Below are 26,816 nucleotides of genomic sequence, written 5' to 3'. Positions count from 1 at the left end.
TATCAGCATGAAGCTATTTAAAACCGCAATTATCGCTTTGTTAACACTTGCCGTTAGCATTCCGGCGCTGGCGGCCAACACACCTAACTTAGATAAAATCAACGAACGAGGAACACTGCGAGTCGGTATGTCTACGTTTGTACCTTGGGCAATGCGCGACAAGCAAGGTGAGCTTGTCGGGTTTGAAATTGACGTTGCAAAACGGTTGGCCAAAGATTCCGGCTGGCAAGTTGAATTCGTACCGACTGCATGGGACGGAATTATCCCATCCTTGTTGTCCAAAAAGTTCGATGTCATCATCGGTGGTATGTCTATCACAGAAGCGCGTGCAAAAAGCGTTTTATTTTCGGCACCTTACTCTCATTCTGGTGTACAACTTGCCGCCAACAAAGAACTGGCCAAAGGCTACACCGAGATTGATGACTTCAACTCTCGACGCGTAAAAATAGCAGCACGTCGCGGCGCCTTTACGGTTCAAGTCGCTAGAGAAACTTTTCCAAAAGCAAAAGTGTTGCAGTTCGATGACGACGCACAAGCATTCCAAGAGGTCATCAACGGAAACGCTCATGCCGTTATCGCTTCTAGCCCGAAACCAGAACACGAAAGTATCAAAAACTCAGAGACACTATTTATTCCTTTTGAAGAGCGTTTATCAAAAGGCAATGAAGCCTTTGCCGTTCGCCTAGGTGAAACAGATAAAGCTGAATTCTTTAATGAGTGGATCCAAGCTCGTACAGACGATGGTTGGCTTCAAGAACGCTACGAGTACTGGTTTGCTACATTAGATTGGCAAGACCAAATCGCTCAAGGCCAATAAACCTTGTGGTGCCACTTCCAAGTGGCACCTTTATTCCAACATTTTACAGGTCATCCCGTGTCTACTCTCAATCCTCAAACACACCACAGACTCATAAAGCCATTTGCACGATTAAATGGCCTGGATTGCGTGTTGATCGCTTTAATCACCTTCGTTGCTGTCTGGCTGTATTATCGTTCATCGATAGGCATTAACTATAATTGGCGCTGGAATGAAGCCGTGGCGTTAATTTTCACTTCGCCACGCGATGGTGGGTTGCCTTACTTCTTTCAAGGGCTTATTGCAACGCTACGTTTAAGCTTGTGGAGCCTGTTTCTCGCGATCACGCTTGGCGCTCTGATTGGTCTTGCGAGACACTCAAAAATTACATTGTTTCGAACACCGGCTTTGTTGTTTATCCAGTTGGTGCGCAACATACCGCCACTCGTTTTCATTTTTATTTTCTATTTTTTCATTTCTGCACAACTCATTCCGCTATTAGGGTTGGAAGATATTCTTATCAACTATCGAGGCGAGCTGAACCCAGTTCAACGTTTTCTCTTCGGTCCTTCACAGCTCTGGGAAAACTTAGCATCTGGGGTTATTTGTGTGGGCCTACTTTCAGCGGCTTACATCGCTGAAGTCGTAAGAGCAGGGTTAGAAAGTATTCCCAAAGGTCAGTGGGAGGCAGCAGATTCACTTGGCTTATCCAAGTACAGTAAATTTCGATACATTATTGCCCCTCAAGTATTGACGACCATTACACCTCCCCTTGCCGGACAAGCGATTTCATTGGTCAAAGACACCTCGATCGTCTCCCTGATTTCTATTCAAGAGATGACGTTCGTAGGAACCGAGATTGCCAACTCTTCCGGGCTGATATTTGAAATTTGGTTGATCGTTGGAGCCGTTTATTTTGTGTTATGTTTTGGCCTATCTCGTTTGTTCAAATTCTTAGAAAAAAGAAGCCAGCGTCACCTTACAATCCAATAATGCTTACAAGTCAGCTACCTTTAATTACGAAAAAGACACAGCTTACGCTGTACCGATAATATTTTTTACGTATACTGATGATGTTTAAAAACTCAATAACAAATTAGATTGAATGGCACCTATCACTCGCGCAGAATTTGAAGCACACCTCAAGCAATTACCTAGCGGTGAATGGCTTGCGTTGCTTGGCGAATATCAATTTTATAGTGTCTTTCAACCTATCTTCACTCAAGAACTTGGCTTATACGGCTTCGAAGCTTTATTGAGAGTAAAAGATAAGAAAGGGAATTGGATTCGTCCTGATTTGTTTTTATCGAATCAGGCGTTTGATGAAGACACGCGCTTAACCGCCGAAATGCTTAGCCGCGTGATACATCTTCGCAACTTCGCCCAGTTCTACTCCGGCACCGACATCCATATTTTCCTTAACGTGATTCCGTCAGCGCTTGTCAGTTATAACCGTTATGTTGACTCCATTGCTAATGATCAAACCCATCAGTTATTACGGACACGCTTAAAAGAACTCAACATCAGTATTGACCGAGTAGTGTTAGAGATTGTCGAGCAAGATTGCCACGAAACGGAAGAACTGACTAGGCTCATCGCCAAGATCAAAACACGCGGATACCAGCTCGCTATCGACGATTTTGGTATAGGTAGTTCAAATCATTCTCGAGTGAAGCTTGCCGAACCCGATATCATCAAAATTGACCGAAGTTTGTTGGTCAATTTTGCGGAAGGGCACAGTGAACCTATGCTAAATGCCATTGATATTGCCCGCACAAACAATGCGTTGGTATTGATTGAAGGAATTGAAACTTCAGAGCAAATGGCATCGTTAACCTCACTACCCATTGCTTTTTATCAAGGCTACCACTTAGGCAAGCCTGAACCTTTAGGCTATTGGGCGGAACGTCACCCTAGATAATTCCGTTATAAAGGGCTATTTGAAATTAAAAGAAAGGCGCTGTTAGTGGATAACAGCGCCTTTTCAATTATGAAGGCAAGTTTTCTATTTGCGTTGCCATTGACATCAATCGGTCTAGTATTCTTTCCCCGTCGACACCAATTCCATTGTGCTCGTATTCATTGGTGATCCAAGCTTTAGAACAAGGGATTTTCGACAGTGTTTCACGGCTGTAATCAAGCTCAACGTACATATCATCAGCATAGACAGCACAAGCGACTGGCACCGTATTGTTAGACAGTTTTGCTTCGTCATAAAGCGGCGTCCAATCTTCCTTAGAAGCAAGAATATCAGCAGCCTGCTTCAAAGGCTTGAGGGTCTGGAGTTGATCAAACATCCAAGGGAACACCATTTCCCCGGTAAACCAAAACGCTTCACCCTGCTTGTAATTAAACTGAGGGTACTCCCCTCTCACACGATGCGCAGACCAATCTGAAGCGAAATTCTGACAGTAAATTGATTCGTGCAAAAACGCATAGATCGGATTCGTTAGGTAGCCTTGCTCTTGCTGCATTTGATTCAGGAAACTGTAACTTAAACGCTTTGTGCCGTTATGGTTTTCAAATGCACTTTCTAACGTAAAGTACATTGGCATGTTGGCACCGCTACGCCCTAAATTAATACCGATTAACTGGAACTGTTCAACAGTGAACACTTGGCCATTGGGTAACAGCACTTCATTTTCAAGCAAGTGGTCAGCAATGTCCTGACACAAGCTTTGAGCCTTTGGAAATTGAGCAAAAAATGCTTCATTTTTATCGATCACTCGTTGGTAAGTCGCTTGATAAACATCGTCTGCGTGTCGAGTAATCGAGGGAATTCCACCTGTAACGTAACAACGTAACAGACTATCTGGGAACAGAGATAAGTAAGTCAGAGTACAAAAGCCACCGAAACTTTGCCCCAGCGTTGCCCACTTTTCGATCCCAAGTTTTTCACGAATGGACTCCGCATCTCTTACGATGTTATCAGCTCGAAAGTTCGCTAGATACTCAGCTTGCTGCTGTGGCGTCAGGTGTGCGAGGGTTGCTTGGTTAACAACAGAACTATTACCAGTGCCACGTTGGTCAAGCAGCAATACGCGGTAAGATTGTAATGCCCTCTTCAACCATCCAGATTCACCACTCGCTCTCGGAGATGGGAAACCCGGTCCACCTTGGAAGTAGACTAACCAAGGCAATTGTTCATTGTCTTTGTCGAGGCTAACGACTTCGCGCGCGAATACGTCGATTGAACCTTGTTCTGGTGCTTGGTAGTTAACTGGGAGAGTAAAAATGTGCTGTTTATACAGTGTCGTTCCGTCTATAAAACTCGTTTGCACGTAACGTTTCCTTATTCACTTTTTAATAACATGCTTTCAATAGCGATGAGCAAATATTAACACTAATGAGTTCAGTTATGTGCGTGAATACTGTGTACGAATGTAATAAAAAAGCCCACTAACAATTAGTGAGCTTTCACATATCGAATACAGAGCTAATCGAGATTTTTAGAAGAAATCGATTGAGTTTCTGCCACTTTTCTCATCACGTTTAGGTTCCGATTTTGGCTTCTCAGCTTTTGTACTTTTGCTTTTTTTCTTAGAACCTTTATCTGCAGACGCACTTAATGCCGACTTCTTGCTTTTAGATGATTTCGACTTAGTCTTTTTATCTTTGGCGCTTCTCTTATCTTCGGCTTTTGCGACTGGTTTTTCTTGCGGTTCTTCTTGTACAGGAACGTCACATACTACGACATAATATTCTTGGTTAAACTCGAAGAAGTCGCCGTCGTACATTTTACGTCGTTTACGAGTCTCTAATTCACCATTTACAGCAACATAGCCCTCAGAAATCACGTGTTTTGCTTCACCGCCACCGCCAACAAGGTTTGCGATTTTAAACACTTTATACAGTTCGATAGGTTGTGACGATACTTCAACACCAATCGCCTCAATTTCAATCTCTTCGCCTTCTTCGTAGTCGGCATCTTCGTAATATTCTTGGTCCATTTTGACCTCTAACTTTGAATCCTGAGCGCAGTGTAATGGTAAAGTTTGCAAATAACCATGATCAATATAACTTGGACATTTGTATCTATCAGCTATTTTTAATGATAAGTGCATATAATAACCAAAGCGATGCGTTCACTACTATTAGTCACTCTACTCTCGGCTTTTTCTACAACAGCTGCCAATTTGCCTATTCCGGTGACGGTTTATGCGGATGATGCCTACCCCCCATATAGCTACGTTAGCGATGGAGTCGCGCGTGGTATCTATGCTGATATATTCGAGATCGCGTTTTCAAGAATGCCTCGCTACCACGTTACCATTATCCCAGTTCCGTTCAAACGAGGTCTAAGGTTACTCGAATCCGGTCGCGGATTTGCACTCTACCCACCATACTATTATGCCAATAAGCGGCCCTACCTTGACCCGTATTCAAAGCCGGTACTCAAAGAAGAAGTCGCAGTATTTTGCGATCCCAAATATGTCTCTAATTTGGAGACCCGAACTGTATGGCCAGATGACTACTTTGGTTTAACAATTGGGATCAATGATTCTTTTGAAATCGGTGGCGATCTCTTTTGGAAAGCGAGAGATGAGGGAAAGATCAATGTTGAGCCAGCCAAAGATAACCGTGAAAACATATTGAAGCTGAGAGCAGGAAGAACACACTGCTATGTGAATGATAAACTGTCTATATTGTGGGAGTTGAAAGAGCTTAAACGACTGAACTTGATTGACAAGAGTACAGAGTTCAAGCTCGCAATCAACGTTAGCAGTGAACACGGTTACCTGGCTTACACCGCTATAGCCAAAGAGCGCTATCCTTACAAAAATGACTTTGTAGAAACCCTAGATAAGGTCATTTTAGAAATGCAAAACAACGGCGAAATCGAATTAATCACGAAAAAATATCGCGATTAATCATGATACGCAGCGCGATTCATTAAAGCACGATACCACCGATTAATGTTTGGGTATTCAGAACCAAAGTCCAAGAATAGAACGCTTTGAACAAACTGGATAAACACAAACCCAGTTATATCAACGATAGAGTATTTGTCACCTGCGATAAATGTAGACTCCGCTAACCTGTCTTCCAAGATAGGAAGAAAATCTTTCACTCGCTGCTTCGATTCGTAGCCCCATTCTGCAATGCACACTTCACGATCTTTATAGACCCCACTAATGTTTCTAAACGCTTGAAAAGCCGTATACAAACCTTGGAATTCAACGATCCTATGCCACATTTCCACTTTTGCTTGCTCAGCGGGACTGTGTCCAAATAAGTGTAATCCATTTGGGTGTAGCGCATCGAGGTAGCGACAAATCGCCACACTCTCACAGATAGAAGTGCCATTATCTAACGCCAGCACAGGGACTTTACCGTTGACGCTGATGGCTTGATAAGCTGGAGACAGGTTTTCTCCCTGACGAACATTAACCTGAACGGTTTCAAGCTCCACGCCAATTTCTCGAAGAAATATCGCCACTCTTCGGCTACTGGGCGAAGGCTTAAACTCAAACAGTTTCATGTATATTCCTCAGGTTCTACGCAAACAAACCTAAAGTTAGACACTAAAATTTAAACTATCTAAAACAGAAATATAAAAGTGTGATCTATACATAGCTAGCTTTTCATTTACTGAGTTTTCTGTGACTTATACGCCTAATAACTAAAACGACGACAACTCTACCAACTGTTTAGTATATCGATGTGATGGGTTATTAAAGAGTTCCGCCGTATCGCCTTGCTCTACAATCTCCCCTGCTTTCATCACTATCGTGTAATGGCATAAAGACTTCACCACATTCAAGTCATGGCTAATAAACAGGTACGTTAATCCATACTTTTCTTGTAAAGATTTGAGCAAATCGAGTACTTGCGCTTGAACGGTTCGGTCTAGCGAAGAGGTTGGCTCATCTAACAGAATGAACTCAGGCTTGAGTATCAACGCGCGGGCAACCGCGATTCTTTGTCTCTGCCCACCAGAGAACTCGTTTGGATAACGGTGACGGGTGTCAGGATCGAGGTCAACTTCACGCATAACCTCACAGATCATCGAGTCCAGCTCTTCCTCAGAAAACGCCTGATGAACTCTCAGCCCTTCACCGATAACTTGAGCGACGGACATTCTTGGGTTTAACGCGGAGAATGGGTCTTGAAACACGACCTGCATGCGGCTGCGGTAAGGCAACATTGCTTTGCGGTCTAGCCCCTGAAGCTCCTGCCCTTGATAGCTAATTGAGCCTTCACTTTGCACTAGCTTCAATATGGCCATGCCAGTCGTCGACTTTCCTGAGCCACTTTCGCCTACCAATCCAATGGAGTGACCCGTTTTTAAAGTGAAACGCATGTTCGTGACGGCTTTGACATGAGCGATGGTCTTTTTAAACAAACCACCGGTAATTGGGAACCAAACTTTCAATTGGTTTACCGCCAATAATGGATCGCTGTTTTCCTTTACAGGGACTGGAGAGCCTTTTGGATCTGAATCAATGAGCTTTTGTGTATAAGGATGTTCGGGAGAAGAGAAGAGTTTCGTACATTCCCCAGTTTCAACAAGTTCGCCATCCTTCATAACGCAAACACGGTCTGCAATTCGCCTTACAATACTTAAATCGTGGGTAATAAATAGCATTGCCATACCAAGCTCGTTTTGCAGTTCCTTGAGTAGATCTAAGATCTGCGCTTGAACGGACACATCCAAAGCCGTTGTCGGCTCGTCAGCGATCAAGAGCTCAGGTTCATTGATAAGTGCCATTGCAATCATGACACGTTGCCTTTCCCCACCAGACAACTCGTGCGGGTACGCGTTAATTTTTTGCTGAGGATATCGTATCCCCACCTTATCTAGCCACTCTATCGCGAGTTGCTGGGCTTTATTTGTCCGCATCCCACGGTGAATCGACAAGGTTTCAACAAGTTGCTTGCCAATTTTATGCAGAGGATTGAGCGAAACCATCGGCTCTTGGAAGATCATCCCAATTCGCCCGCCTCTGATCCCTCGCAATTGGCGTTCGGAACAACTTAGAATATCGGTATCGTCAAAAGTGATATGACCGGACAGGTAATGAGAGCTTCCTTTCGGCAATAGCTTTAGTATTGAATTCGCGGTGACCGACTTTCCGGAACCACTTTCTCCTACCAAAGCTAATGTTTCCCCCTTATTGATAGAAAGAGAAACGTTGCTTGTGACTTGTTCAACGGAATTCGCTCTACCAAAGCCGACAGATAGGTTATCAATGGTGAGTACGGTTTTCTGAGTCATAAGGTCGCCTTATCGCTGTTGGTGAGGGTCAAAAGCATCGCGAACGGCTTCACCTACGAAGACCAGTAACGTTAGCATCAAAGAAAGTACGACAAATGCAGAAATGCCAAGCCAAGGCGCTTGGAGGTTAGCTTTACCTTGTGCCAACAGTTCACCTAAAGATGGTGAGCCAGCAGGCAAACCGAACCCTAAAAAGTCGAGTGACGTTAACGTCGTCACTGAGCCAGATAGAATGAACGGCATCATAGTCAAAGAGGCGACCATCGCGTTCGGCAGCATGTGCCTCAACATGATACGTTTATCACTGACCCCCATAGCCTGCGCGGCACGCACATAATCAAAATTTCGGCAGCGCAAAAATTCTGCACGTACAATGCCGACTAGACTCATCCAACTGAACAGCACCATGATTCCAAGCAACCACCAAAAGTTTGGTTCAATGAAGCTCGATAAAATGATCAGTAAGAATAAGGTTGGCATACCTGACCAGACTTCAATGAATCTCTGCCCTAGTAGATCCAACCAGCCACCGTAATAGCCCTGCGTTGCCCCTACAGCAACACCAATCACGCTCGAAACAATCGTTAGAACGAATCCAAACAACACCGAAATTCGAAAGCCGTAAATGATACGAGCGAGAACATCACGGCCTTTATCATCCGTTCCTAGCCAATTTACGCTGTCAGGTGCAGAAGGTACTGCACCAGAAATATCAAAGTTTATCGTGTCGTAACTAAAACGAATTAGAGGCCAAATGATGTACCCCTGCTCTTCAATCAACTCAACAACATATGGGTCGGTGTAATCCGCTTCCGTTTCAAATTCTCCACCAAATTCGGTTTCACTGTATTCAGCGACCACAGGGTAAAAGAATGAATTTTGATAGGAAACCAATAACGGTTTGTCATTAGCAATGATTTCAGCAAACAAGCTAACGACAAACAAAAAGGTGAATACCCACAAAGAGATATAGCCACGCTTATTGGCTTTAAAGCGAAGCCAACGAGCTTGAGTCAGTGGGTTTGAAAACAATGATCGGTTATTCACTATTAGCGAGCCTCAAAATCGATACGAGGATCGACCCATGTATAAGTTAAATCTGAAATGATGCTCAGAACGAGCCCTAGAAGCGTCATGATATACAAAGAGCTAAATACGACCGGATAGTCTCGTTGAATGGTTGATTCAAAGCCGAGTAAGCCAATCCCCTCTAACGAGAACATCACTTCAATTAACATTGAACCCGTGAAAAAAATGCTGATGAAAGCGCTCGGGAAGCCAGCAATGATGATGAGCATGGCATTACGAAAAACGTGTTTGTATAAAATGCTATTCTCATCTAAGCCTTTTGCTCGAGCGGTAACCACATACTGCTTATTAATTTCATCAAGAAAAGAGTTTTTGGTAAGCATACTCAGCGTTGCAAAGCCGCCGATTACCATCGCAAAGATCGGTAGGGCTAAGTGCCAAAAATAGTCGATTATCTGTTGGTACCAATTCAGTTGGTCAAAATTGCTCGATACCAAACCGCGTAATGGGAACCAACTAAAGTAGTTACCACTTGCGAACAAAATAATCAGAATAATGGCGAATAAGAAACCTGGAATGGCGTAACCAACAATAACAACCGCGCTCGACCAAATATCGAATCGAGAGCCATGATGAATCGCTTTCAAAATCCCTAGCGGAATCGAAATCAAATAAATGATCAACGTGCTCCACAAGCCAAGAGAAATGGAAACCGGCAGCCTCTCCTTGATTAAGTCAATGACGTTGCCGCCCTTAAACAAGCTTTCGCCAAAGTTGAACATCGCATAGTTTTTCAACATGTCGAAATATCGTTCATGAATCGGCTTATCGAAGCCAAATTGCTTTCGAATTTCAGCGACAACTTCAGGATCCAGACCACGAGAGCCTTTATATCCTGTAGAAGATTGTTCAGTGTCACCTAAATCGACTTCCTGACCACCACCAGAAAAGCGTTCCATAATTCCGGAGTTGTGTCCTTCCAGCTGTGCTACGGCTTGTTCAACCGGACCGCCAGGCGCAATTTGAATGATAAAGAAGTTGATAGTGATGATCGCCCACAACGTTGGAATAACCAAGAGCAGGCGACGAAAGATATAAGCTGCCATTTAATCTCCTAACGGCGTTTTTCGGGCAGCAAAGCGGCTTTCTCATCAGAAATCCACCATGTATCTACGCCCAACGCGTATTTTGGTAACACTTCTGGTCGTTGGAATTTATCCCAACTTGCGATTCGGTATTTTCCGACATGCCATTGCGGGATAATGTAGAAATTCCACTGCAGTACTCGATCCAGAGAACGACCTAGCACCAATAGTTTTTCTGGGTTTTCTTGGTTTTTCGATATTTCCTCAGTAAGAAGATCCACCACAGGATCGGTCACACCAGCGGTGTTATAAGTCGAATCCAAGAAGTTAGAGTTCCACACAATCATTAGGCTTGGACTTGGGTATGGATTAGAGGAGTAGCTTGAAGAGACCATATCGAAATCGCGATCGCGAAGGCGCTTGATGTATTGGGTCGTATCAACAGTACGAATTTTCATGTCGATACCCATACGCTTTAAGTTCTTTTGTACAGGGATAGCAATACGCTCTGTGGTAGGGCTGTATATCAACAACTCGAACGTCATTGGTTCGCCAGTCTCAACGTTGGTCATGACTTTGTTTTTAAGCTCCCAACCTGACTCTTTGAGCAATTTAAACGCATGACGCATTTGGCTTCTAATTCGGCCACTACCATCGGTTACTGGCGGTTGGTATTCCTCACTAAATACACGCTCGGGGATTTTATCTTTCAGAGGAGTCAGAATTTCCAATTCCCCTTCAGATGGCAAGCCCTTGGCTTCATAATCGGTATTTTGGAAGTAGCTGCGCGTTCTAGAGTATTGGTTATAGAACATGTTCTTATTCATCCACTCAAAGTCCATAGCATAGGTTAATGCTTCACGTACTTTCGGGTCGGAGAATGTCTCTATCTTAGTATTGAAAACAAATGCTTGCGTTGTTTCTGGCTTTTCGTGCTCTATCTCTTCTTTGACGATATAGCCTTTATCGAAATTGGTGCCTGTGTATGAATTCGCCCAAAACTTAGCTGAGTTCTCTTGCCTAAAGTCAAACTCACCGGCTTTAAAGGCTTCTAACATCACGGTGTCATCACGGTAATAGTCGTATTGCACCAACTTGAAGTTGTTGCGGCCCACGTTTACAGGAAGATCTTTTGCCCAATAATCCTCAACCAATCCATACGTGACACTTTGCCCTGATTTGTAGTCAACCACTTTATACGCGCCACTACCAATTGGCGGTTCATTAAGTGGATCGGATAGTTTTCTGTCTTTCCAGAAATGTTTTGGAAGAATGCGAGTACTTTGCGCCAAAGAGAATAGCTTCTCGCGATTTGGCTTCGCCATTTCAATGCGAACTTTTAAGTCACTAATGGCGGTAACGGATTTAACGTCTTGGTAATAGACTCGGTATTGAGGCACGCCTTCGGTGTTGAACTTCTCGAATGAGAATGCGACGTCATGGGCCGTAATAGGTTTGCCGTCGTGGAATTTGGCGTTGGGGTTGATGTCAATTTCAAGCCAAGTGTAGTCGTCTGAATATCGAACCTTTGACGCGATTAACGGGTAATAAGCATCTATCTCATCACTTGGTGAAAACATCAGCGTATCGTATAGCTGACCGCTGTACTCAGCGGCGACACCTCGTGACCCAAAACGATTAAAACTGTCGTAAGTGCCTACGCTCCCATACGTGACTTTCCCTTTCTTCGGAGCATCTGGGTTAACGTAGTCGAAGTGTTTAAAGTTTTCTGGATATTTAGCTTCACCAAAACCCACGAGCTGTGTGGTTTCAATCACGTTAGCTGAATAAGCAACACTCGGAACCAGTAAAGCTCCGAACAAAGTAACACTGGTGGCAAAAATACTTTGGCGCATTGTCCCCATTTGATTCTCCCTTCAAATAGACAAACTTAAAATACATCGCTGCGTTAATAGGCAATCGTGACCGCGACTTAAAAACAAGTATAGAGAAAAATCTAACATCATGTAATAACTAATAAAATAGTCACTGAGAATTATGTAGGACAGACGTTTTCCAAAAACTATCCCTGTCGAGGCAAATGAAATCTTAGTTTTTAGTGGTTTTGTATCAAGAGGCGCGACTTTGATTTTCAATCCCTCTAGTTATCGACCATAATTCTGTTACCCTGTCGCAATAGCCCTATACGACGCAGAAAATATGTCAAACGTCACCTTTACAACGATAAACCTGTTCAATTACCTCGAGCCACCCAATGCATTTTATGAGTTCGAGAATATTTACACGTGTGAGGAATGGGCAAAAAAACAATCTTGGTTTAGAGATAAGCTTTCTGTCATTGATGCTGACATTATAGGGTTCCAAGAAGTATTCAGCCCTAATTCGCTTAAGCAGTTAGTCGCTGAGTGTGGTTTTCCCTACTTTGAAGTGATTGAACAACCTAAATCTGAAAGTGACTATTTGTTCTTTTCCCCTGTTGTGGCGATCGCCTCTAAATATCCAATCACGGCAGCAACACCCGTCACCGTAGATGATCACCTTTTAGATGCGTTCAATTTTTCAAGCGGGTTTACTTTCAGTCGTTCGCCAATCCACGCCACCGTCGAGTTACCTCATTTAGGCGCGACCGACATTTACGTGGTGCATTTCAAATCACAACGCGCCACAGAAGTCGACGCCCCTTATTTACACTCGAAAACTCATTTACCCACGCATAGTTATAAGCCTTCAGATTCGCTTAGCCTTTTGCATGAGGAACAAATGGGACGTTGGCTTTCAACGGTGCAACGAGGATTAGAAGTCAACTTATTGCATCGCTATATTTCGGCTCAGCGTGATAAAACAAGGCAGCCCGTGGTGCTCATGGGGGATTTTAATAAACCACTATCGAGTGATGAATTTAATGGTTTATTGAGCTTCGAACTGTTTAGAAATGAAGACAGTCGCCATTGGTTAAGTGAGTTTAGATTAAGGGACAGCTGGGATTTGTATCACCAGCTTCATTCTAACGATCTGCTCGAACAACGCCCCCCAACCCACTACTATGGTGCAAAAGGTTCCACACTCGATTACATTCTGTTTTCCAACGAATTTGATTGCCAATGTGACCGAAATATCATGGAAGTCTCTCACTATTCAGTTATCGACAAACACATAGTCAATCCGAGCTTCGAGCATGATCAATTTAGTACCGACCACGCACTGGTTTCAGTGACAACGTCACTCAGATAAATGAAAAATACCGAAGCTCAATAATAAGCTTCGGTATCTGAAGTCATTGGGTTAGCAATAAAGCTTTAGAAACGGTAAGCGACTGCTGCATAGAAAGAGTCGATAACGATATCTTTGTCGCTGTCAAAAGCAGAAGCTGATTCAATCACAAAGGCATCGGCTTCGTAACCAAGTTTGAAACTAACGTTACGGTTTTGTGGTGGCGTGTATTCAACACCCATACCGTATCGAACTCCCTCGCCGCTGTCGTCTTGCAATACTGGAAGAGACTGGTCCAAATCAATTGACGCTAGGCCGATAATACCGAATGGGCGGATCCCATTATCAAATGTATAACCTAGGTTCGCACTGATAGAGAACGCCGTTGGCTTCCAAGTGTAAGTGTCTTGAGTTGCGACGTTCTTCGCTACTACATCACCATACTTAGTGTATTGTGCTTCAACCGCAACAATACGGTTAAATTGATAACCAGCAATCACTTTAAATGTTGAATCATCAGCGTTCACTGTAATTGGCTGAAGAGTGTTGTCGTACAAACCGCCATCATCAATCCCAGTTGTACCGATGGCACCACCTAGGTAAAAACCATCAAAGTCGTTCGCGGCGACATTGCTCGCCGAAAATGCCGTTGCTAATACCGCTGCCATCATCATTTTGTTTTTCATTGTTACCTTCCGAAACAGGTCGTTGTTGATATGCTCGCAAGGTTAGAAATAAAAAAATCAAAAAAATACACAGCAATATAATTACTTTCTCACAAACCTCTCTTATAGAAGCCTCTTTTGCCCTGATACCAACCTAACCCGCTGAATAATCGTTTAATATTATTTATTTAACGACTATTGCCTCATTGCCTATTCATCTAAGCGCTTACCAAATAGCACTTCACTGCTTACATAGGCTTACACAATTTGATTTTTAGATACGTCACAATACCGCCCTGTTTTATAGAGACGCCATCTATTTCGAAAACTAATTGAATGGTGTTTTTAATTTTATTTTGTAGAATGACATGACACAGATAGTACAAATTTCTAACTTACGTATTGATACAGACAGCCGCGATATTTCGAACTTAGATGGTAATTCAATTGTACTCAGACCACTTTCTTTTGAAGTGCTTAGCCATTTGATCAAACACGTTGGTAAATGCGTTCCGAGAGAGGAATTTTTCTCGGTATGCTGGAAAGGAGCCATTGTCTCAGATCAAGCGTTAACCAATGTGATTTCAAACATTCGTCATATCTTCACGCGATTAAAAGCGCTTGGTGTTGAAGTAAAAACAGTGACAAAGATTGGGTACAAGTTGTGTGTGGAACCTGGAGCGATACCGCGCCTGATAAGTGAGCCACCAGCCGTCCCCTCTCCCGTTGCGGTAAGTAAGCCAAATAACAATACGATTGAAAGCGCGAATCTTGATGCGAGCGCGGAAGCAAAGAAGCCTTGGCCAAGTTTTGTTCGTATTAAAGCGCGTTTAGAACGAATGCTTTCTTCTAAGGTGACATCACTCGTATTGATTTCAATATTAGTCGTTGGTGTTCTAATCCACAGTGCAATCGCTCTTAATAATCGCGTCGAATTTCAAGACACGTCAAGCTATCAAAAGCTCGTGAATGATAGCCAAACCCTTTTTATTGAAGACAACTCGAGTGCCAATATTGCGTCCAAGCTGATTCAAAAAGCGCTGCTCGACAATAAGATTGATGCCAATCGATGTGGCATGACTTACTTACTGCGGGTTTACGACTCCAAATATGACCGTGGTTCACTCAATTTAAGTGCTTTCGCATTCGATAAACAAAAGGATGACAACAGTAATTACACGCACTTCTCTGTCACACAAGATAATTTAGTGCCTGTGTTAAATGACCTAATTAGCAAAGCGAATTCACTATGCGCATCTTAAATTCACTGCTTGTTTTAGTGTTAATTGCTCTCGCTGCACATCAAACCCTCTCTCATTTCACTCATTCACTAAGTGGAACCCAGTGGTCATGCAGCGCCGTGAAGAAAGGGTTTACCTCTAGTACTTACAACCAATACAAAAAGTATGAAGAATTTAACGCCCTAAACTTTGTGACCGATGAGCAGCTCGACTTCTTCCAGAAAGGCCACTTGATTGACCAGCATGGGAGTATTTCTGACTTTGAACTCATCTATTCGATTCACTATCAATCAAGCCGTGATCACTTATCATTTCACTTTAAGCAGATCGATTGGAATAAGAAAGGAAGTGAAGATTTTGTCAGAGACAAAAACAGCGTCGCAGGTTTAACGTTTGAGTATATCTATGAGGTACACGACAATTCGCTGTTTCTAACCAATATAACCAACGCTGAAGACAGCAACTATGTGTGTTTTAAAACAGATTAATCGATAGTTATTCTGGTTGATTCAAGCCAAGTTCTTTTTGTTTGGCTTTCGTCAGCCCTAATGAAACCAACCTATAAGATTCTCGTAAATAGTACTCGAGCTCTTCGTCGTTGCTTGGCGAAGAGTCAACCATTTGAATCCATTTCATTCCACGATTCGCAAAGTAAGGCGCAGGACGGTAACACTCGTGATCCCCTAAGAAATCGAAATTCCGTGGTGACGTTTTAAATGTGAAAGCTGGTTTATCTTCTGGCCCCCAACCTCCTACGGCAAATACTTTACCGCCAACTTTCCAAACTTGGGACTCTCCCCACTGTACAACGTGCGTCGTGGCAGGGAGTGAAGCGCAAAACTCATTAAACTGCTGATAATCCATGCGTCGAAATCCTATTCACGTCTGACTAAAGACTAATCTTCAAGCGTAACTGCAGTGCCGTACGCCATGATTTCTGAGGCACCATCCGTCACAGCACTTGTTGTGAATCGAATTCCAACAATCGCATCAGCGTTAAGGTTCTTTGCTTCGTTCACCAATCTTTCAATCGCGGTATCTCGCGCTTCACTCATCATCTCTGTATAACCGGCCAATTCACCACCGACGATACTTTTAAGCCCAGCCATAATGTCACGACCGACATGTTTGGATTGCACCACATTACCCGTGACGACACCGACAACGGCTTGAATCTGTTTTCCTGGAACGGTTTCTGTTGTAGTAAAAATCATACTGACACTCCTTTCGTTACTGCCTTTATCTTCACACAGTCAGATACTTAGTGGGCTCAACAGTGAAGATACTGTGATAGAGCTCAGGATCTTAGTTTCATAGGATCAAAGACACGCCAATTGATAGCATCATGATTCCCACTACAAATTCTAAAATCGTCCAGGCTCTTGGCTTTTCAAATATCGGCGCAAGGGTGCGAGCACCATAACCAAGGCTAAAGAAGAAGATAAATGAGCCACTTATCGCTCCCACTGCAAACTGAAATTGGTTAGGTTGGTATTGCGATGATATAGACCCAAGCAGCACGACTGTATCTAAGTAAACATGCGGGTTTAACCAAGTAAATGCCATGCACATCGCGACCACTTTAACCACCGACGATTCACTCTTCACTGTTGGTGATAATGCATGTCGGTTCACTATCGCAGACTTGATACTTAGAAATGCATACACAAATAAAAATAAGGCACCAGCATAGCGCGATATCCATTCGATGGATGGATACTGCTTAATGATCGCGCCAAAGCCAGCAACACCGAATGAAATTAGAATGGCGTCGGACAGCGCGCACACTAAACAAACAATAAACACATGTTGTCGCTTCAATCCCTGTTTAAGCACAAATGCATTTTGGGAACCGATAGCAAGAATTAACGAAAGCCCCAACGTAAAGCCAGCAAGGTAGGTAGACATTTGTTCTTATTGCCCTCGATACTTAACGTTGCTTCATAAAGGCAACAGCCAAGCCAGAGGTCACAAACGTTAAACCCGCACCGATATTGAGTCGGTTGACAATAATGGGCTTGTTACGTAAACAAAGAGTTAGTGTTGAAGAAAAAACGCCCATAAGGGAAAAACCGATCGCTGTCAGAACTGCAAACCATACCCCGTATACGATCATTTGTATTGTCACTGAACCTAAAAGTGGATCAACAAATTGTGGGATGAACGCGAGAACAAATAAGCCTGGTTTTGGATTGAGTGCAGCTGATAAAAAGCCAGTAGTAAAAATAGTATTGAGCGATGTTTTCTTTGTTGGCTCTAGCGTAAATAGATTTCTCGATCTCAGTACTTTTATCCCTAACCAGATTAGATAGCCTGCCCCAACCAGCTTGACTATATAGAATGCGACTTCCGATGTTTGAATTAATACCGTCAACCCAAACGTTGCTGCTAATACGTGAAACAATATACCCGCACCCGACGAAAGCCCCGAAATAATGGCGGCAAGTTTACCTTGGCTTAGCCCGCGCCCTATCGCTAATAGATTATCGGGCCCCGGCGAAACAACAAGTAGTAGACATGCAACCGTATACGCGACAACAACCTCTATTGGAAACATTGGTGATCCTTACCTATCAATTTAATAAATCATTAACTCTCAACCATAATCTTTTGCGGCAAAAATGTACAAACCCATATAAATTTTCTCTAAGTAGAGTCACTTAAATACGAATCATTGGGTGCATATTCAGTCAAGTTCGGCATAAAAGTGACTGGGATCACTAAAAAACGCCCCATCGAAACGTTTCGATGATCGTCATCACACAACCTGCCTTTCTACCGTGCAATTGATAGATAACGCACTATCATCAACATCGAAACGTTTCGATGGTATTTTCTTGAGCTTTTCTCATCCCATCAAACGAAAGTATTTATAGGTAGTGTTATGAAAAAAAGTACTCTAATTAATTCTGATCTTTCGTATTTAGTGGCCACTTTAGGCCATACGGACGAGATCACTATCTGCGACGCTGGACTGCCTATTCCGGAGCATGTTCGTCGTATCGATCTTGCATTAACTCACGGTGTCCCAAGCTTTCAGCAAACCGTTCAAACCATGCTCGACGAATCTCAAATTGAGGGAGTGGTTATCGCTGATGAGTTTAAAGCCGTTAGCCCTACTCATCACAACGTCCTGATTGAACAAATAAAAGCAGAAGAAATCCGTTGCGATAAACGCATTAACATCACGTACATCAGCCACGAAGAATTCAAACAGCGCACAAACGAAAGCCGTGCGGTTATACGTACTGGCGAATGCACGCCTTACGCGAATGTTATCTTTCAAGCTGGTGTAACTTTCTAAAGTTACCTACATATTCTGGCCCCGAGTAAAGGAATCCAAATGACTCAAGCCATTTTAGAATTAAACGAGATTGAGAAAGCTTTCCCCGGCGTAAAAGCCTTGGATAAAGCGAGCCTCAATGTTTACCCAGGGCGCGTTATGGCACTCATGGGAGAGAACGGAGCAGGCAAATCTACGTTAATGAAAGTCTTAACGGGTATTTATCACTTAGATAGTGGTTCTATCGCCTATCAAGGTAAGCCTGCCGCATTTAAAGGCCCACGCGACTCTCAACAAGCCGGTATTAGTATTATTCACCAAGAGCTGAACTTAATTCCCGAGTTAACCATTGCTGAAAATATTTTCCTTGGTCGTGAAATCACAGGAACGATGGGACGTATTCTCTGGAATGAAATGTACCTTGAAGCCGATAAGCTTCTTAAACGCCTAAACGTGAAGCACAGCTCCAAAACGCCACTTGGTCAACTGAGTCTCGGTGAGCAACAAATGGTAGAGATAGCAAAAGCTCTATCGTTTGAATCTAAAGTCATCATCATGGATGAACCAACAGACGCACTTACCGATACGGAAACAGAGTCACTATTTAAAGTGATTAATGAACTTCGTGATGAAGGCTGCGGCATTGTTTACATATCACACCGTTTGAAAGAGATTTTTGAGATCTGTGATGACATTACGGTCCTTCGCGACGGAAAATTTATTGGTCAATGTGAAGTGAAAGACACCGACGAAGATGGCCTGATTGAGATGATGGTTGGCCGTAAGTTGGACGAACAGTACCCTCGCATTGAACAAAGTCATGGTGAAACCTGCCTAGAAGTCATCGGTCTTACGGGTTCTGGTGTTCACGATGTTAGCTTTACTCTTAAACGTGGTGAGATACTTGGTGTTTCTGGGCTAATGGGCGCCGGGCGTACCGAATTAATGAAAGTAATTTATGGCGCGCTTCCAAGCGAACGCGGCGTAATCAACCTAGAAAACAAGACGATCAACCCTGTTAGCCCAAAAGACGGACTATCAAACGGAATTGCCTATATCTCGGAAGACCGTAAAGGTGATGGATTAGTTCTAGGGCTATCAGTAAAAGAGAACATGTCTTTGTGCTCTCTCGATTTGCTCACAAATGGCGCGCAAATTCAGCATAAAGACGAAGTGATCGCAGTCGATGACTTCATCAAACTATTCAATATTAAAACACCAACGCGTGAACAAATTATTGGCAACCTTTCCGGTGGTAACCAACAGAAAGTCGCCATCGCGAAAGGCTTAATGACTAAGCCAAAAGTACTGATCCTCGATGAACCAACTCGTGGCGTTGATGTCGGTGCGAAAAAAGAGATTTACCAACTCATTAACAAGTTTAAAGCTGACGGTATGAGCATCATTTTGGTGTCTTCTGAAATGCCGGAAGTCTTAGGAATGAGTGACCGCATCATTGTGATGCACGAAGGCCGTATCAGCGGCGAATTTGATGCAAAAGAAGCTAACCAAGAATTACTACTGGCATGTGCGGTCGGTAAAAAGATCAACGAGGACGCAGCATGAGTACCAATACCATGAGCAAAACTAAAGAAGCAGGTTCAACTTCAGAACTCGCACCAGCTAAAAAACCGCTGATCAGCAAGGAATGGCTTATTGAGCAAAAGTCGCTAATTGCCCTTATTTTCTTGATTGTTGTGGTGTCTTTTTTAAACCCTAACTTCTTCACCGTCGACAATATTTTAAACATACTGCGTCAAACCTCAGTTAACGCCATCATCGCGGTTGGTATGACATTGGTAATCTTAACAGCAGGCATAGACTTAAGTGTCGGCTCTGTACTCGCTCTTTGTGGTGCGTTTGCGGCCAGTTTGATTGCGATGGAAGTACCTGTGCTTGTTGCTGTGCCAACGGCTTTAGTCGCGGGTGCCGCCCTTGGTGCCATTAGTGGTGTGATCATCGCCAAAGGCAAAGTACAAGCCTTCATCGCAACACTGGTCACTATGACGCTGCTTCGCGGTGTAACTATGGTGTACACCGATGGGCGACCTATCTCGACAGGATTCACTGACACTGCCGACGCATTTGCTTGGTTTGGTACTGGTTATGCAATGGGAATTCCTGTTCCTGTGTGGATTATGGTTATCGTATTTGCAGCAGTTTGGTATCTATTGAATCACACTCGCTTTGGCCGCTATGTATACGCACTAGGTGGAAACGAATCTGCCACTCGCCTTTCTGGTATTGATGTAGACAAAGTAAAAATTGGCGTATACGCAATCTGTGGTCTTCTTGCTGCAGTAGCAGGCATCATTGTCGCCTCTCGCCTTTCTTCTGCACAGCCGACAGCAGGCATGGGTTATGAGCTAGACGCCATTGCTGCAGTCGTACTTGGTGGCACAAGCTTAGCTGGCGGCCGCGGACGTATTATGGGCACGTTGATTGGTGCTTTAATCATCGGTTTCCTAAACAATGCTTTAAACCTTTTAGACGTATCTTCTTACTATCAGATGATTGCGAAAGCAGTGGTTATCCTTCTGGCAGTACTAGTAGACAATAAAAATAAATAGCGCTCAGTTCCCTTTCAAGGAAACAAGAAGCGAACACCTAACGTAAACACAAAATTAGAGCTAGGCCTCTCCCCTAGCTCACCCTACACAAAGGACTATAACGATGAAAAAATTAGCAACTCTAATTTCTGCTGCTGTACTTTCTACTTCTGTATCTGTGTCTGCACAGGCGAAAGATACTATGGCAATCGTACTATCCACTTTGAACAACCCATTTTTCGTTACGATGAAAGATGGTGCAGAAGCAAAAGCGGAAGAGCTAGGCTACAAACTAATCGTTCTTGACTCACAAAACGATCCAAGCAAGGAACTTTCAAACATCGAAGATCTTACTATCCGTGGCGTGAAAGCTATTTTGATTAATCCAACAGATTCGGACGCAGTATCTAACGCTATTCGTATGGCAAACCGCTCTAACATCCCAGTACTTACTCTAGACCGTGGCGCAAGCCGTGGTGATGTCGTGAGCCACATTGCTTCTGATAACGTTATCGGTGGTGAAATGGCAGGTCACTTCATCATGGAAAAAGTGGGCGAGAAAGCGAAAGTTATCCAACTTGAAGGTATCGCAGGTACTTCTGCTGCACGTGAGCGTGGCGAAGGTTTCATGAACGCTGTAGACGGTAGCGGCCTAGAACTGCTTGCTAGCCAACCAGCTGACTTCGACCGTACTAAAGGTCTGAACGTAATGGAAAACTTGCTAGCTGCTAACCCAGACGTTCAAGCAGTATTCGCACAAAATGACGAAATGGCACTGGGCGCACTTCGCGCAGTACAAGCTTCAGGCAAAGACGTAATGATCGTTGGCTTCGATGGTACTGAAGATGGCATCGCAGCGGTTAACCGTGGCAAGCTTGCAGCAACCGTAGCACAACAACCTGACATGATTGGTTCTTTAGGTATCGAAATGGCTGACAAAGTGCTTAAAGGCGAAAGCGTCAACGAATACGTGCCAGTACCTCTAAAAGTTATCTCTCAATAATGTTGAGCATATAACTTAAAACCATGCAGGGGGTCCCCTATCCCCCTGCAACCTCCAGCTCAAAGATAGTGCATCGCTGTTCCTCACCCTAAATCCCCTAGGAATGTGTCACAGCCATGCATTTTCAAATACGATATATCATAAGGCTCGTATCATGACTCAACTGATTGTTTTAGGTAGCGTCAACGCTGACCACGTACTGCAAGTTCCTTCTTTCCCTCGCCCAGGTGAAACACTTGTCGGCAGCAACTATCAGGTAATTCCCGGTGGTAAAGGTGCGAATCAAGCAGTGGCTGCCGCTCGACTAAACGCTCAAATCGGATTCATCGCGTGTGTTGGCGACGATGCGTTTGGTATCAACATTCGAAACGCCTTTGCACAAGATGGTATCGACACAGACGGCGTTATCATCGCCGATAACACCCCTACAGGCATTGCGATGATTCAAGTGTCTGCTTCTGGGGAAAATAGTATTTGTTTGTCAGCAGAAGCGAACAACATATTAACCTGCGAAGCGATTGAACCGCACTTGGAGAAAATCCGAAGCGCAAACTATTTACTCACTCAGCTAGAAACCCCGCTTGAAGGTATCGAGTACGCCGCCAGAATAGCCAAAGAAAATAAGACCAATGTGATTCTTAATCCGGCACCAGCACGCCCGCTATCCGACGCCCTACTCTCGTGTGTCGATGTTATTACGCCAAATGAAACAGAAGCCGAAGTGCTGACAGGCATTACTGTTACCGATAACGATTCAGCGCAACTTGCTGCAAACCAACTCCACCTTAAAGGCATTGAGATCGTCATGATCACTTTAGGAGCAAAAGGAGTGTGGCTAAGTCAAAATGGCAGAGGAGAATTAATTCCTGGGTTTAGAGTTGAGGCCACAGATACGACTGCCGCTGGCGACACATTCAACGGTGCATTTGTAACAGGCTTGCTAGAAGATATGCCAATTGAGCAAGCGATCAAATTTGCTCATGCTGCAGCCGCTATTTCGGTTACGCGTTTTGGAGCCCAGACATCCATTCCAACCAGACAAGAGACCGATGCCTTCTTAGCGTCGCAAACAGCTTGATTTAACAAGCACATCTATCCGTTTTGAGGCAAAATACCGCCCATTAGTGGAATCGGTATGACCACAAGGAACATTTGTATGGCCACCATGAAAGACATTGCTAAACTCGCGCAAGTTTCGACTTCAACAGTTAGTCATGTAATCAACAAATCTCGCTTTGTCAGTGAAGAAATTGCCGAGCGAGTGAACAATGCGGCTAAAGAATTGAATTATGCCCCTTCTGCGTTAGCTCGCAGCCTTAAAATGAAACGCACTAACACCGTAGGCATGCTTGTTACGACTTCAACCAACCCTTTCTTCGGTGAAGTTGTTAAAGGTGTCGAGCGACGTTGTTATGAAAAAGGCTACAACCTTATTCTTTGTAATACAGAGGGCGACAGTGAAAGAATGAAGTCCTCAGTCGATACGCTGCTTCAGAAACGTGTCGACGGCTTAATGCTGATGTGTTCAACCCTAGAAGGTGAACATCTAGATGTATTTGAGCGATATCCAGAGCTCCCTGTTGTGGTCATGGATTGGGGACCAATGCTATTTGCCAGCGACAAGATTCAGGACAATTCTCATCAAGGTGGCTACATGGCAACTCAGCACCTCATTGAAAATGGTCATACAGAGATTGGCTGTATTACTGGGCCTTTGCACCGCAATCAAGCATCCTCACGTTATGAAGGGTACAAGCAAGCTATGTCGCAAGCGAACCTGGTGATTAACCCTAGCTGGATTATTGAATCTAACTTCGAATGCGATGGTGGGTTTGAGGCTTACCAGAAGCTAAAAGCCAAAGGTGACCTGCCAACCGCGATGTTTGTATGTAACGATATGATGGCGATGGGTGTGATTAATGCCGCCTCTCAAGATGGCGTTAGGATACCTGAAGATCTCTCGGTCGTAGGATACGATGACATTCACTTATCAAAGTACATGACTCCGTCACTTACCACTGTCCACCAGCCAAAACATCGACTAGGCAAAGCAGCGGTCGACACACTGTTGAGCCGTTTAGAATCACCGGATGCGTACCCGCAAGTTGTTGAACTAGAACCGACGTTAGTAAAACGTCACAGTGTAAAAACACTCTAACCCCCTATCTCTGATAAGAGCGTTCTATTAGCGCTCTTATCCCTTACGACAATATTCATACAATTACATACGCAACTAAATTTCTGTCCTAGACTATTACCAATATAAAGCTTCATCAGGATGCATCCATTTTATGATTACCCAATGGTTCGACGACCTCCCATTACGTAAGAAATTACTCCTGAGTTTTTTTTGCCCCGTCGTTTTGATGCTAGCCGTCTCTGTTACCGTATATAACAACACACAATCCATGGTTAAGGATAGCCACTGGGTTATTCACACTCACAAGGCCATCGCCCGTGCGCAAGAATTATTGGTGCTCACTGTTGATATGGAAACCGGTCAGCGAGGATTTCTACTCACTGGTGATGACAAGTTTCTTGAACCTTATGAACTCGCTATACGTGTTTGGGACAAAAAATTGTCCACACTCTCATATCAGGTCAGAGACAATCCGGCACAAGTTGAACGCTTAAAGGTAATAGATAAGATTCTTCAAACTTGGCTATTTACTTCAGGTCGTCACGAGATTGAACAACGACGCCTTATTCAAAGTGATCAAGCCTCCTTAAATACCGTCATCAACCTCGTTAAAGAAGAAACGGGGAAAAACCTCATTGACCAAATCCGTGTTCAACTTGCAGATTTTATAAAAGTCGAAGAAACCTTGATTGATGTTCGAGTGGAAGCCTCTGATCGATCAGCTGAAACCACCACTCTGGTGCTTTTTATGGGTAGCACTCTGGCCGCAACCATTTCAATATTTGTCGCATTTTGGTCGGCAATACGACTCAATTACCGCCTCGGTCCATTAGTCTCAGCATCAAAAGAGGTTGCGTTAGGTCGGTTAAATGAAAGCTTAGCGATTATAGCTTCAACGAATCAAACGGTAGGAAAAGATGAAATTGCCGAACTCACACTAAGTTTTCACGACATGGCCGCAAACCTAATTGAGAACGACCACAAAGTTAAAGAACGCACTAAACAACTGACCAAAGAAAGGGCGAAAGCCGAAAGTGCCGCAAGAGCAAAAAGTGAGTTTTTATCGACAATGAGTCACGAAATCCGAACGCCGATGAACGGTGTACTAGGAATTGCTCAAATTATTGCATCCGAATCAAACGAAACAATCACCAAACGTAATATCGCGCTCATCCTTGAGTCCGGTGAACACTTAATGACGATACTAAACGACATACTCGATTTTTCTAAGATTGAGGAGAACAAAGTCGTCTTAGAACACAGCGCATTTAATCTGTCTCAAGTGCTTAATCCCGTTTGCGGTTCCCTGCAGCCGCTTGCGGACGAAAAGAACATACAACTTGTCATTAAAAATGAAGTGATGGCAGGTATTGAATTTACGGGCGATTGCGCGCGTCTCAGACAGATTTTATTAAATTTAGGTAGCAATGCCATCAAGTTCACCGGCATTGGTCACGTTTTATTTCACGTCACTTTGGATAAAGAAAAGAGCCGATTATTTATTTCAGTCAACGATACGGGCATTGGCATACCAAAAGAGAAACAAGCGCATATTTTCAATGCTTTTGAACAAGCAGACACCTCAACCACTAGGCAGTTTGGTGGAACAGGGTTAGGGTTAACCATAGTAAGTAAGCTTATTGAATTAATGCATGGAACTATCACATTAAAAAGTGCGGAAGGACTTGGCGCGCATTTTCTTATCGAACTTCCAATTGTGTGGTGTGAACCAAAGCAGATTCAAGCTCCAACACTTTCACCGCCGGAGATTGTAGCGAAGACACAAAACCTGCATGTTTTACTCGTTGAAGATAACGAGGTCAATGCTATCGTTGCTAAACGTTTCTGCGAAAATCTAGGCCATACCGTTACCCTAGCCAAAAACGGAAAGATCGCGACTGAACTCGTTCAAAAATCCCAGTTCGATTTGATATTGATGGATAATCATATGCCCGAGATGAACGGCGTTGAAGCCACTCATTATCTGCGAGAACAACTTGGTATCAAGACCTTACTCTTTGCCTATACTGCCGATGTTTTTCGCGAAGCTCACGACAATTTCATTGAAGCAGGTGCAGACCACGTACTCACCAAGCCTTTGCAAAAACAAAGCTTCATAGACGCACTCGAACAATTTGCACACCGTATACCGAGCCATACCCATTCAGAAACGATTAATCACACAGAGAATGTCGTTCACCTAGACAAGAAGCCGATTGAAAAATTAAGAATGACCGAAGAAGAACTCACCACATCCCCAATTGTTACTGAGTTAAGAGCAGATAAGGACAGCCTACTTCCGCTTATCGAAACAACCGTATTTGAACTTCAAAAGTCTGTCGACTGCATCATCGAACAATTTTATTCTCAAGATTGGCAAGCCCTGAAACGCACTTTGCACACAGTCAAAGGCACAGCGTTGAGCTTAGGATTAGAGCATTTAGCTGCTCTAGCACTTGAACTCGAATCCCAATTGAAGGCAAACCAAGCGCCAGATAGTGAGTTTCTTCAGAAATTCCTTAATCGGCTTCAAGTCAACATTCATCAAGGGCAGCGAATCATAGACTCATGCCGTGCCGGAGATTCCCTCCCTCTTTCATTTGATCAAAGCGAATCAGGGCAACGATAATCCGAG

26 protein-coding genes are annotated in these 26,816 nt (G+C 43.7%); 14 read left to right on the top strand and 12 right to left on the bottom strand.

The window, feature by feature from the left end:
* Window positions 1-7 precede the first annotated feature (7 nt).
* From ACHUFI_RS19470 to ACHUFI_RS19460, 3 genes are all read left to right on the top strand, one after another.
* Window positions 8-817 (top strand): transporter substrate-binding domain-containing protein, encoded by an 810-nt coding sequence (locus ACHUFI_RS19470; protein WP_394252177.1) that lies wholly within the window; start codon window positions 8-10, stop codon window positions 815-817.
* Window positions 818-910: 93 nt separating this feature from the next.
* Window positions 911-1,789 (top strand): amino acid ABC transporter permease, encoded by an 879-nt coding sequence (locus tag ACHUFI_RS19465; protein ID WP_394252204.1) that lies wholly within the window; start codon window positions 911-913, stop codon window positions 1,787-1,789.
* Window positions 1,790-1,901: 112 nt separating this feature from the next.
* The gene (locus tag ACHUFI_RS19460) at window positions 1,902-2,717 is read left to right on the top strand and encodes an EAL domain-containing protein (RefSeq protein WP_394252175.1); all 816 of its coding nucleotides are present in this window, start codon (window positions 1,902-1,904) and stop codon (window positions 2,715-2,717) included.
* 67 nt (window positions 2,718-2,784) lie between these two features.
* Here the strand turns inward: ACHUFI_RS19460 and ACHUFI_RS19455 are convergent, their stop codons facing one another.
* Entirely contained in the window at window positions 2,785-4,077 is a 1,293-nt protein-coding gene (locus ACHUFI_RS19455; RefSeq protein ID WP_394252173.1) for an alpha/beta fold hydrolase, read from the bottom strand.
* A 168-nt stretch (window positions 4,078-4,245) separates the two neighbouring features.
* Window positions 4,246-4,746, bottom strand: coding sequence for an RNA-binding S4 domain-containing protein (locus tag ACHUFI_RS19450; RefSeq protein ID WP_394252171.1), 501 nt, complete (start codon window positions 4,744-4,746; stop codon window positions 4,246-4,248).
* Window positions 4,747-4,875: 129 nt separating this feature from the next.
* On the opposite strand from ACHUFI_RS19450, the gene ACHUFI_RS19445 reads away from it, so the two are divergent.
* The gene (locus ACHUFI_RS19445; protein WP_394252169.1) at window positions 4,876-5,667 is read left to right on the top strand and encodes a substrate-binding periplasmic protein; all 792 of its coding nucleotides are present in this window, start codon (window positions 4,876-4,878) and stop codon (window positions 5,665-5,667) included.
* Here the strand turns inward: ACHUFI_RS19445 and ACHUFI_RS19440 are convergent.
* From ACHUFI_RS19440 to ACHUFI_RS19420, 5 genes are all read right to left on the bottom strand, one after another.
* Window positions 5,664-6,278: a glutathione S-transferase family protein gene (locus tag ACHUFI_RS19440; protein WP_394252167.1), complete on the bottom strand. Its 615-nt coding sequence runs from the start codon at window positions 6,276-6,278 to the stop codon at window positions 5,664-5,666. The genes ACHUFI_RS19445 and ACHUFI_RS19440 overlap by 4 nt on opposite strands.
* 141 nt (window positions 6,279-6,419) lie before the next feature.
* Window positions 6,420-8,015: a microcin C ABC transporter ATP-binding protein YejF gene (gene yejF / locus ACHUFI_RS19435; protein ID WP_394252165.1), complete on the bottom strand. Its 1,596-nt coding sequence runs from the start codon at window positions 8,013-8,015 to the stop codon at window positions 6,420-6,422.
* Window positions 8,016-8,024: 9 nt separating this feature from the next.
* Window positions 8,025-9,047: an ABC transporter permease gene (locus ACHUFI_RS19430; RefSeq protein WP_394252202.1), complete on the bottom strand. Its 1,023-nt coding sequence runs from the start codon at window positions 9,045-9,047 to the stop codon at window positions 8,025-8,027.
* A gap of 17 nt (window positions 9,048-9,064) precedes the next feature.
* Complete coding sequence (locus ACHUFI_RS19425) at window positions 9,065-10,150, bottom strand: microcin C ABC transporter permease YejB (RefSeq protein ID WP_394252163.1); 1,086 nt, start codon at window positions 10,148-10,150, stop codon at window positions 9,065-9,067.
* A gap of 8 nt (window positions 10,151-10,158) precedes the next feature.
* Window positions 10,159-11,994 carry an extracellular solute-binding protein gene (locus tag ACHUFI_RS19420; protein ID WP_394252161.1) on the bottom strand — a complete coding sequence of 612 codons (1,836 nt, stop codon included), beginning with the start codon at window positions 11,992-11,994 and terminating at the stop codon, window positions 10,159-10,161.
* 295 nt (window positions 11,995-12,289) lie between these two features.
* On the opposite strand from ACHUFI_RS19420, the gene ACHUFI_RS19415 reads away from it, so the two are divergent.
* Window positions 12,290-13,321 carry an endonuclease/exonuclease/phosphatase family protein gene (locus ACHUFI_RS19415; RefSeq protein WP_394252159.1) on the top strand — a complete coding sequence of 344 codons (1,032 nt, stop codon included), beginning with the start codon at window positions 12,290-12,292 and terminating at the stop codon, window positions 13,319-13,321.
* Window positions 13,322-13,386: 65 nt separating this feature from the next.
* Here the strand turns inward: ACHUFI_RS19415 and ACHUFI_RS19410 are convergent, their stop codons facing one another.
* Window positions 13,387-13,986, bottom strand: a complete 600-nt coding sequence (locus ACHUFI_RS19410) for a porin family protein (RefSeq protein ID WP_394252157.1) — start codon at window positions 13,984-13,986, stop codon at window positions 13,387-13,389.
* A gap of 347 nt (window positions 13,987-14,333) precedes the next feature.
* On the opposite strand from ACHUFI_RS19410, the gene ACHUFI_RS19405 reads away from it, so the two are divergent.
* Both ACHUFI_RS19405 and ACHUFI_RS19400 read left to right on the top strand, forming a co-directional pair.
* Window positions 14,334-15,227 (top strand): transcriptional regulator, encoded by an 894-nt coding sequence (locus ACHUFI_RS19405; protein WP_394252155.1) that lies wholly within the window; start codon window positions 14,334-14,336, stop codon window positions 15,225-15,227.
* Window positions 15,215-15,694, top strand: a complete 480-nt coding sequence (locus ACHUFI_RS19400) for a hypothetical protein (RefSeq protein WP_394252153.1) — start codon at window positions 15,215-15,217, stop codon at window positions 15,692-15,694. The genes ACHUFI_RS19405 and ACHUFI_RS19400 overlap by 13 nt, the downstream gene beginning before the upstream one ends.
* A 7-nt stretch (window positions 15,695-15,701) precedes the next feature.
* On the opposite strand, the gene ACHUFI_RS19395 is transcribed toward ACHUFI_RS19400, so the two are convergent.
* The 4 genes from ACHUFI_RS19395 to ACHUFI_RS19380 all read right to left on the bottom strand — a co-directional run bounded on the left by ACHUFI_RS19395 (window position 15,702) and on the right by ACHUFI_RS19380 (window position 17,763).
* Window positions 15,702-16,070 (bottom strand): MmcQ/YjbR family DNA-binding protein, encoded by a 369-nt coding sequence (locus ACHUFI_RS19395; RefSeq protein ID WP_394252151.1) that lies wholly within the window; start codon window positions 16,068-16,070, stop codon window positions 15,702-15,704.
* Window positions 16,071-16,102: 32 nt separating this feature from the next.
* Window positions 16,103-16,420, bottom strand: coding sequence for a heavy metal-binding domain-containing protein (locus ACHUFI_RS19390; RefSeq protein ID WP_394252149.1), 318 nt, complete (start codon window positions 16,418-16,420; stop codon window positions 16,103-16,105).
* A 97-nt stretch (window positions 16,421-16,517) separates the two neighbouring features.
* Window positions 16,518-17,114: a LysE/ArgO family amino acid transporter gene (locus ACHUFI_RS19385; protein WP_394252147.1), complete on the bottom strand. Its 597-nt coding sequence runs from the start codon at window positions 17,112-17,114 to the stop codon at window positions 16,518-16,520.
* Between the two features lie 22 nt (window positions 17,115-17,136).
* Window positions 17,137-17,763 (bottom strand): LysE family translocator, encoded by a 627-nt coding sequence (locus ACHUFI_RS19380; protein ID WP_394252145.1) that lies wholly within the window; start codon window positions 17,761-17,763, stop codon window positions 17,137-17,139.
* 327 nt (window positions 17,764-18,090) lie between these two features.
* On the opposite strand from ACHUFI_RS19380, the gene rbsD reads away from it, so the two are divergent.
* From rbsD to ACHUFI_RS19345, 7 genes are all read left to right on the top strand, one after another.
* Window positions 18,091-18,510, top strand: coding sequence for a D-ribose pyranase (gene rbsD / locus ACHUFI_RS19375; RefSeq protein ID WP_394252143.1), 420 nt, complete (start codon window positions 18,091-18,093; stop codon window positions 18,508-18,510).
* 39 nt (window positions 18,511-18,549) lie between these two features.
* A complete protein-coding gene (rbsA, locus tag ACHUFI_RS19370; RefSeq protein ID WP_394252141.1) occupies window positions 18,550-20,055 on the top strand; it encodes a ribose ABC transporter ATP-binding protein RbsA in 1,506 nt (501 codons plus the stop codon).
* Entirely contained in the window at window positions 20,052-21,059 is a 1,008-nt protein-coding gene (gene rbsC, locus ACHUFI_RS19365) for a ribose ABC transporter permease (protein ID WP_394252139.1), read from the top strand. Before rbsA ends, rbsC begins: the two co-directional genes overlap by 4 nt.
* 103 nt (window positions 21,060-21,162) lie before the next feature.
* Window positions 21,163-22,041, top strand: coding sequence for a ribose ABC transporter substrate-binding protein RbsB (rbsB, locus tag ACHUFI_RS19360; protein WP_394252137.1), 879 nt, complete (start codon window positions 21,163-21,165; stop codon window positions 22,039-22,041).
* A 154-nt stretch (window positions 22,042-22,195) separates the two neighbouring features.
* A complete protein-coding gene (gene rbsK / locus ACHUFI_RS19355) occupies window positions 22,196-23,119 on the top strand; it encodes a ribokinase (RefSeq protein ID WP_394252135.1) in 924 nt (307 codons plus the stop codon).
* 78 nt (window positions 23,120-23,197) lie between these two features.
* Window positions 23,198-24,199 carry a substrate-binding domain-containing protein gene (locus ACHUFI_RS19350; protein ID WP_394252133.1) on the top strand — a complete coding sequence of 334 codons (1,002 nt, stop codon included), beginning with the start codon at window positions 23,198-23,200 and terminating at the stop codon, window positions 24,197-24,199.
* Window positions 24,200-24,332: 133 nt separating this feature from the next.
* Complete coding sequence (locus ACHUFI_RS19345) at window positions 24,333-26,810, top strand: CHASE3 domain-containing protein (protein ID WP_394252131.1); 2,478 nt, start codon at window positions 24,333-24,335, stop codon at window positions 26,808-26,810.
* Window positions 26,811-26,816: the final 6 nt, after the last annotated feature.

The sequence above is a fragment of the Vibrio profundi genome, from assembly GCF_043642225.1.
GTDB lineage: Bacteria > Pseudomonadota > Gammaproteobacteria > Enterobacterales > Vibrionaceae > Vibrio > Vibrio profundi_A.
Note: the sequence above shows the minus strand (reverse complement) of the source record. Positions and strands in the feature narration are given on the sequence as shown.

Bases quoted from the DNA above. Each gene is read 5' to 3' on its own strand.
- ACHUFI_RS19415 (WP_394252159.1), top strand. From the start codon at position 12,290: ATGTCAAACGTCACCTTTACAACGATAAACCTGTTCAATTACCTCGAG.
- ACHUFI_RS19460 (WP_394252175.1), top strand. From the start codon at position 1,902: ATGGCACCTATCACTCGCGCAGAATTTGAAGCACACCTCAAGCAATTA.
- rbsB (WP_394252137.1), top strand. From the start codon at position 21,163: ATGAAAAAATTAGCAACTCTAATTTCTGCTGCTGTACTTTCTACTTCT.
- ACHUFI_RS19405 (WP_394252155.1), top strand. From the start codon at position 14,334: ATGACACAGATAGTACAAATTTCTAACTTACGTATTGATACAGACAGC.
- ACHUFI_RS19420 (WP_394252161.1), bottom strand. From the start codon at position 11,994: ATGGGGACAATGCGCCAAAGTATTTTTGCCACCAGTGTTACTTTGTTC.
- rbsD (WP_394252143.1), top strand. From the start codon at position 18,091: ATGAAAAAAAGTACTCTAATTAATTCTGATCTTTCGTATTTAGTGGCC.
- ACHUFI_RS19350 (WP_394252133.1), top strand. From the start codon at position 23,198: ATGGCCACCATGAAAGACATTGCTAAACTCGCGCAAGTTTCGACTTCA.
- ACHUFI_RS19450 (WP_394252171.1), bottom strand. From the start codon at position 4,746: ATGGACCAAGAATATTACGAAGATGCCGACTACGAAGAAGGCGAAGAG.
- rbsK (WP_394252135.1), top strand. From the start codon at position 22,196: ATGACTCAACTGATTGTTTTAGGTAGCGTCAACGCTGACCACGTACTG.
- ACHUFI_RS19410 (WP_394252157.1), bottom strand. From the start codon at position 13,986: ATGAAAAACAAAATGATGATGGCAGCGGTATTAGCAACGGCATTTTCG.
- yejF (WP_394252165.1), bottom strand. From the start codon at position 8,015: ATGACTCAGAAAACCGTACTCACCATTGATAACCTATCTGTCGGCTTT.
- rbsC (WP_394252139.1), top strand. From the start codon at position 20,052: ATGAGTACCAATACCATGAGCAAAACTAAAGAAGCAGGTTCAACTTCA.
- ACHUFI_RS19470 (WP_394252177.1), top strand. From the start codon at position 8: ATGAAGCTATTTAAAACCGCAATTATCGCTTTGTTAACACTTGCCGTT.
- ACHUFI_RS19345 (WP_394252131.1), top strand. From the start codon at position 24,333: ATGATTACCCAATGGTTCGACGACCTCCCATTACGTAAGAAATTACTC.
- rbsA (WP_394252141.1), top strand. From the start codon at position 18,550: ATGACTCAAGCCATTTTAGAATTAAACGAGATTGAGAAAGCTTTCCCC.
- ACHUFI_RS19445 (WP_394252169.1), top strand. From the start codon at position 4,876: ATGCGTTCACTACTATTAGTCACTCTACTCTCGGCTTTTTCTACAACA.
- ACHUFI_RS19390 (WP_394252149.1), bottom strand. From the start codon at position 16,420: ATGATTTTTACTACAACAGAAACCGTTCCAGGAAAACAGATTCAAGCC.
- ACHUFI_RS19400 (WP_394252153.1), top strand. From the start codon at position 15,215: ATGCGCATCTTAAATTCACTGCTTGTTTTAGTGTTAATTGCTCTCGCT.
- ACHUFI_RS19440 (WP_394252167.1), bottom strand. From the start codon at position 6,278: ATGAAACTGTTTGAGTTTAAGCCTTCGCCCAGTAGCCGAAGAGTGGCG.
- ACHUFI_RS19380 (WP_394252145.1), bottom strand. From the start codon at position 17,763: ATGTTTCCAATAGAGGTTGTTGTCGCGTATACGGTTGCATGTCTACTA.
- ACHUFI_RS19385 (WP_394252147.1), bottom strand. From the start codon at position 17,114: ATGTCTACCTACCTTGCTGGCTTTACGTTGGGGCTTTCGTTAATTCTT.
- ACHUFI_RS19425 (WP_394252163.1), bottom strand. From the start codon at position 10,150: ATGGCAGCTTATATCTTTCGTCGCCTGCTCTTGGTTATTCCAACGTTG.
- ACHUFI_RS19395 (WP_394252151.1), bottom strand. From the start codon at position 16,070: ATGGATTATCAGCAGTTTAATGAGTTTTGCGCTTCACTCCCTGCCACG.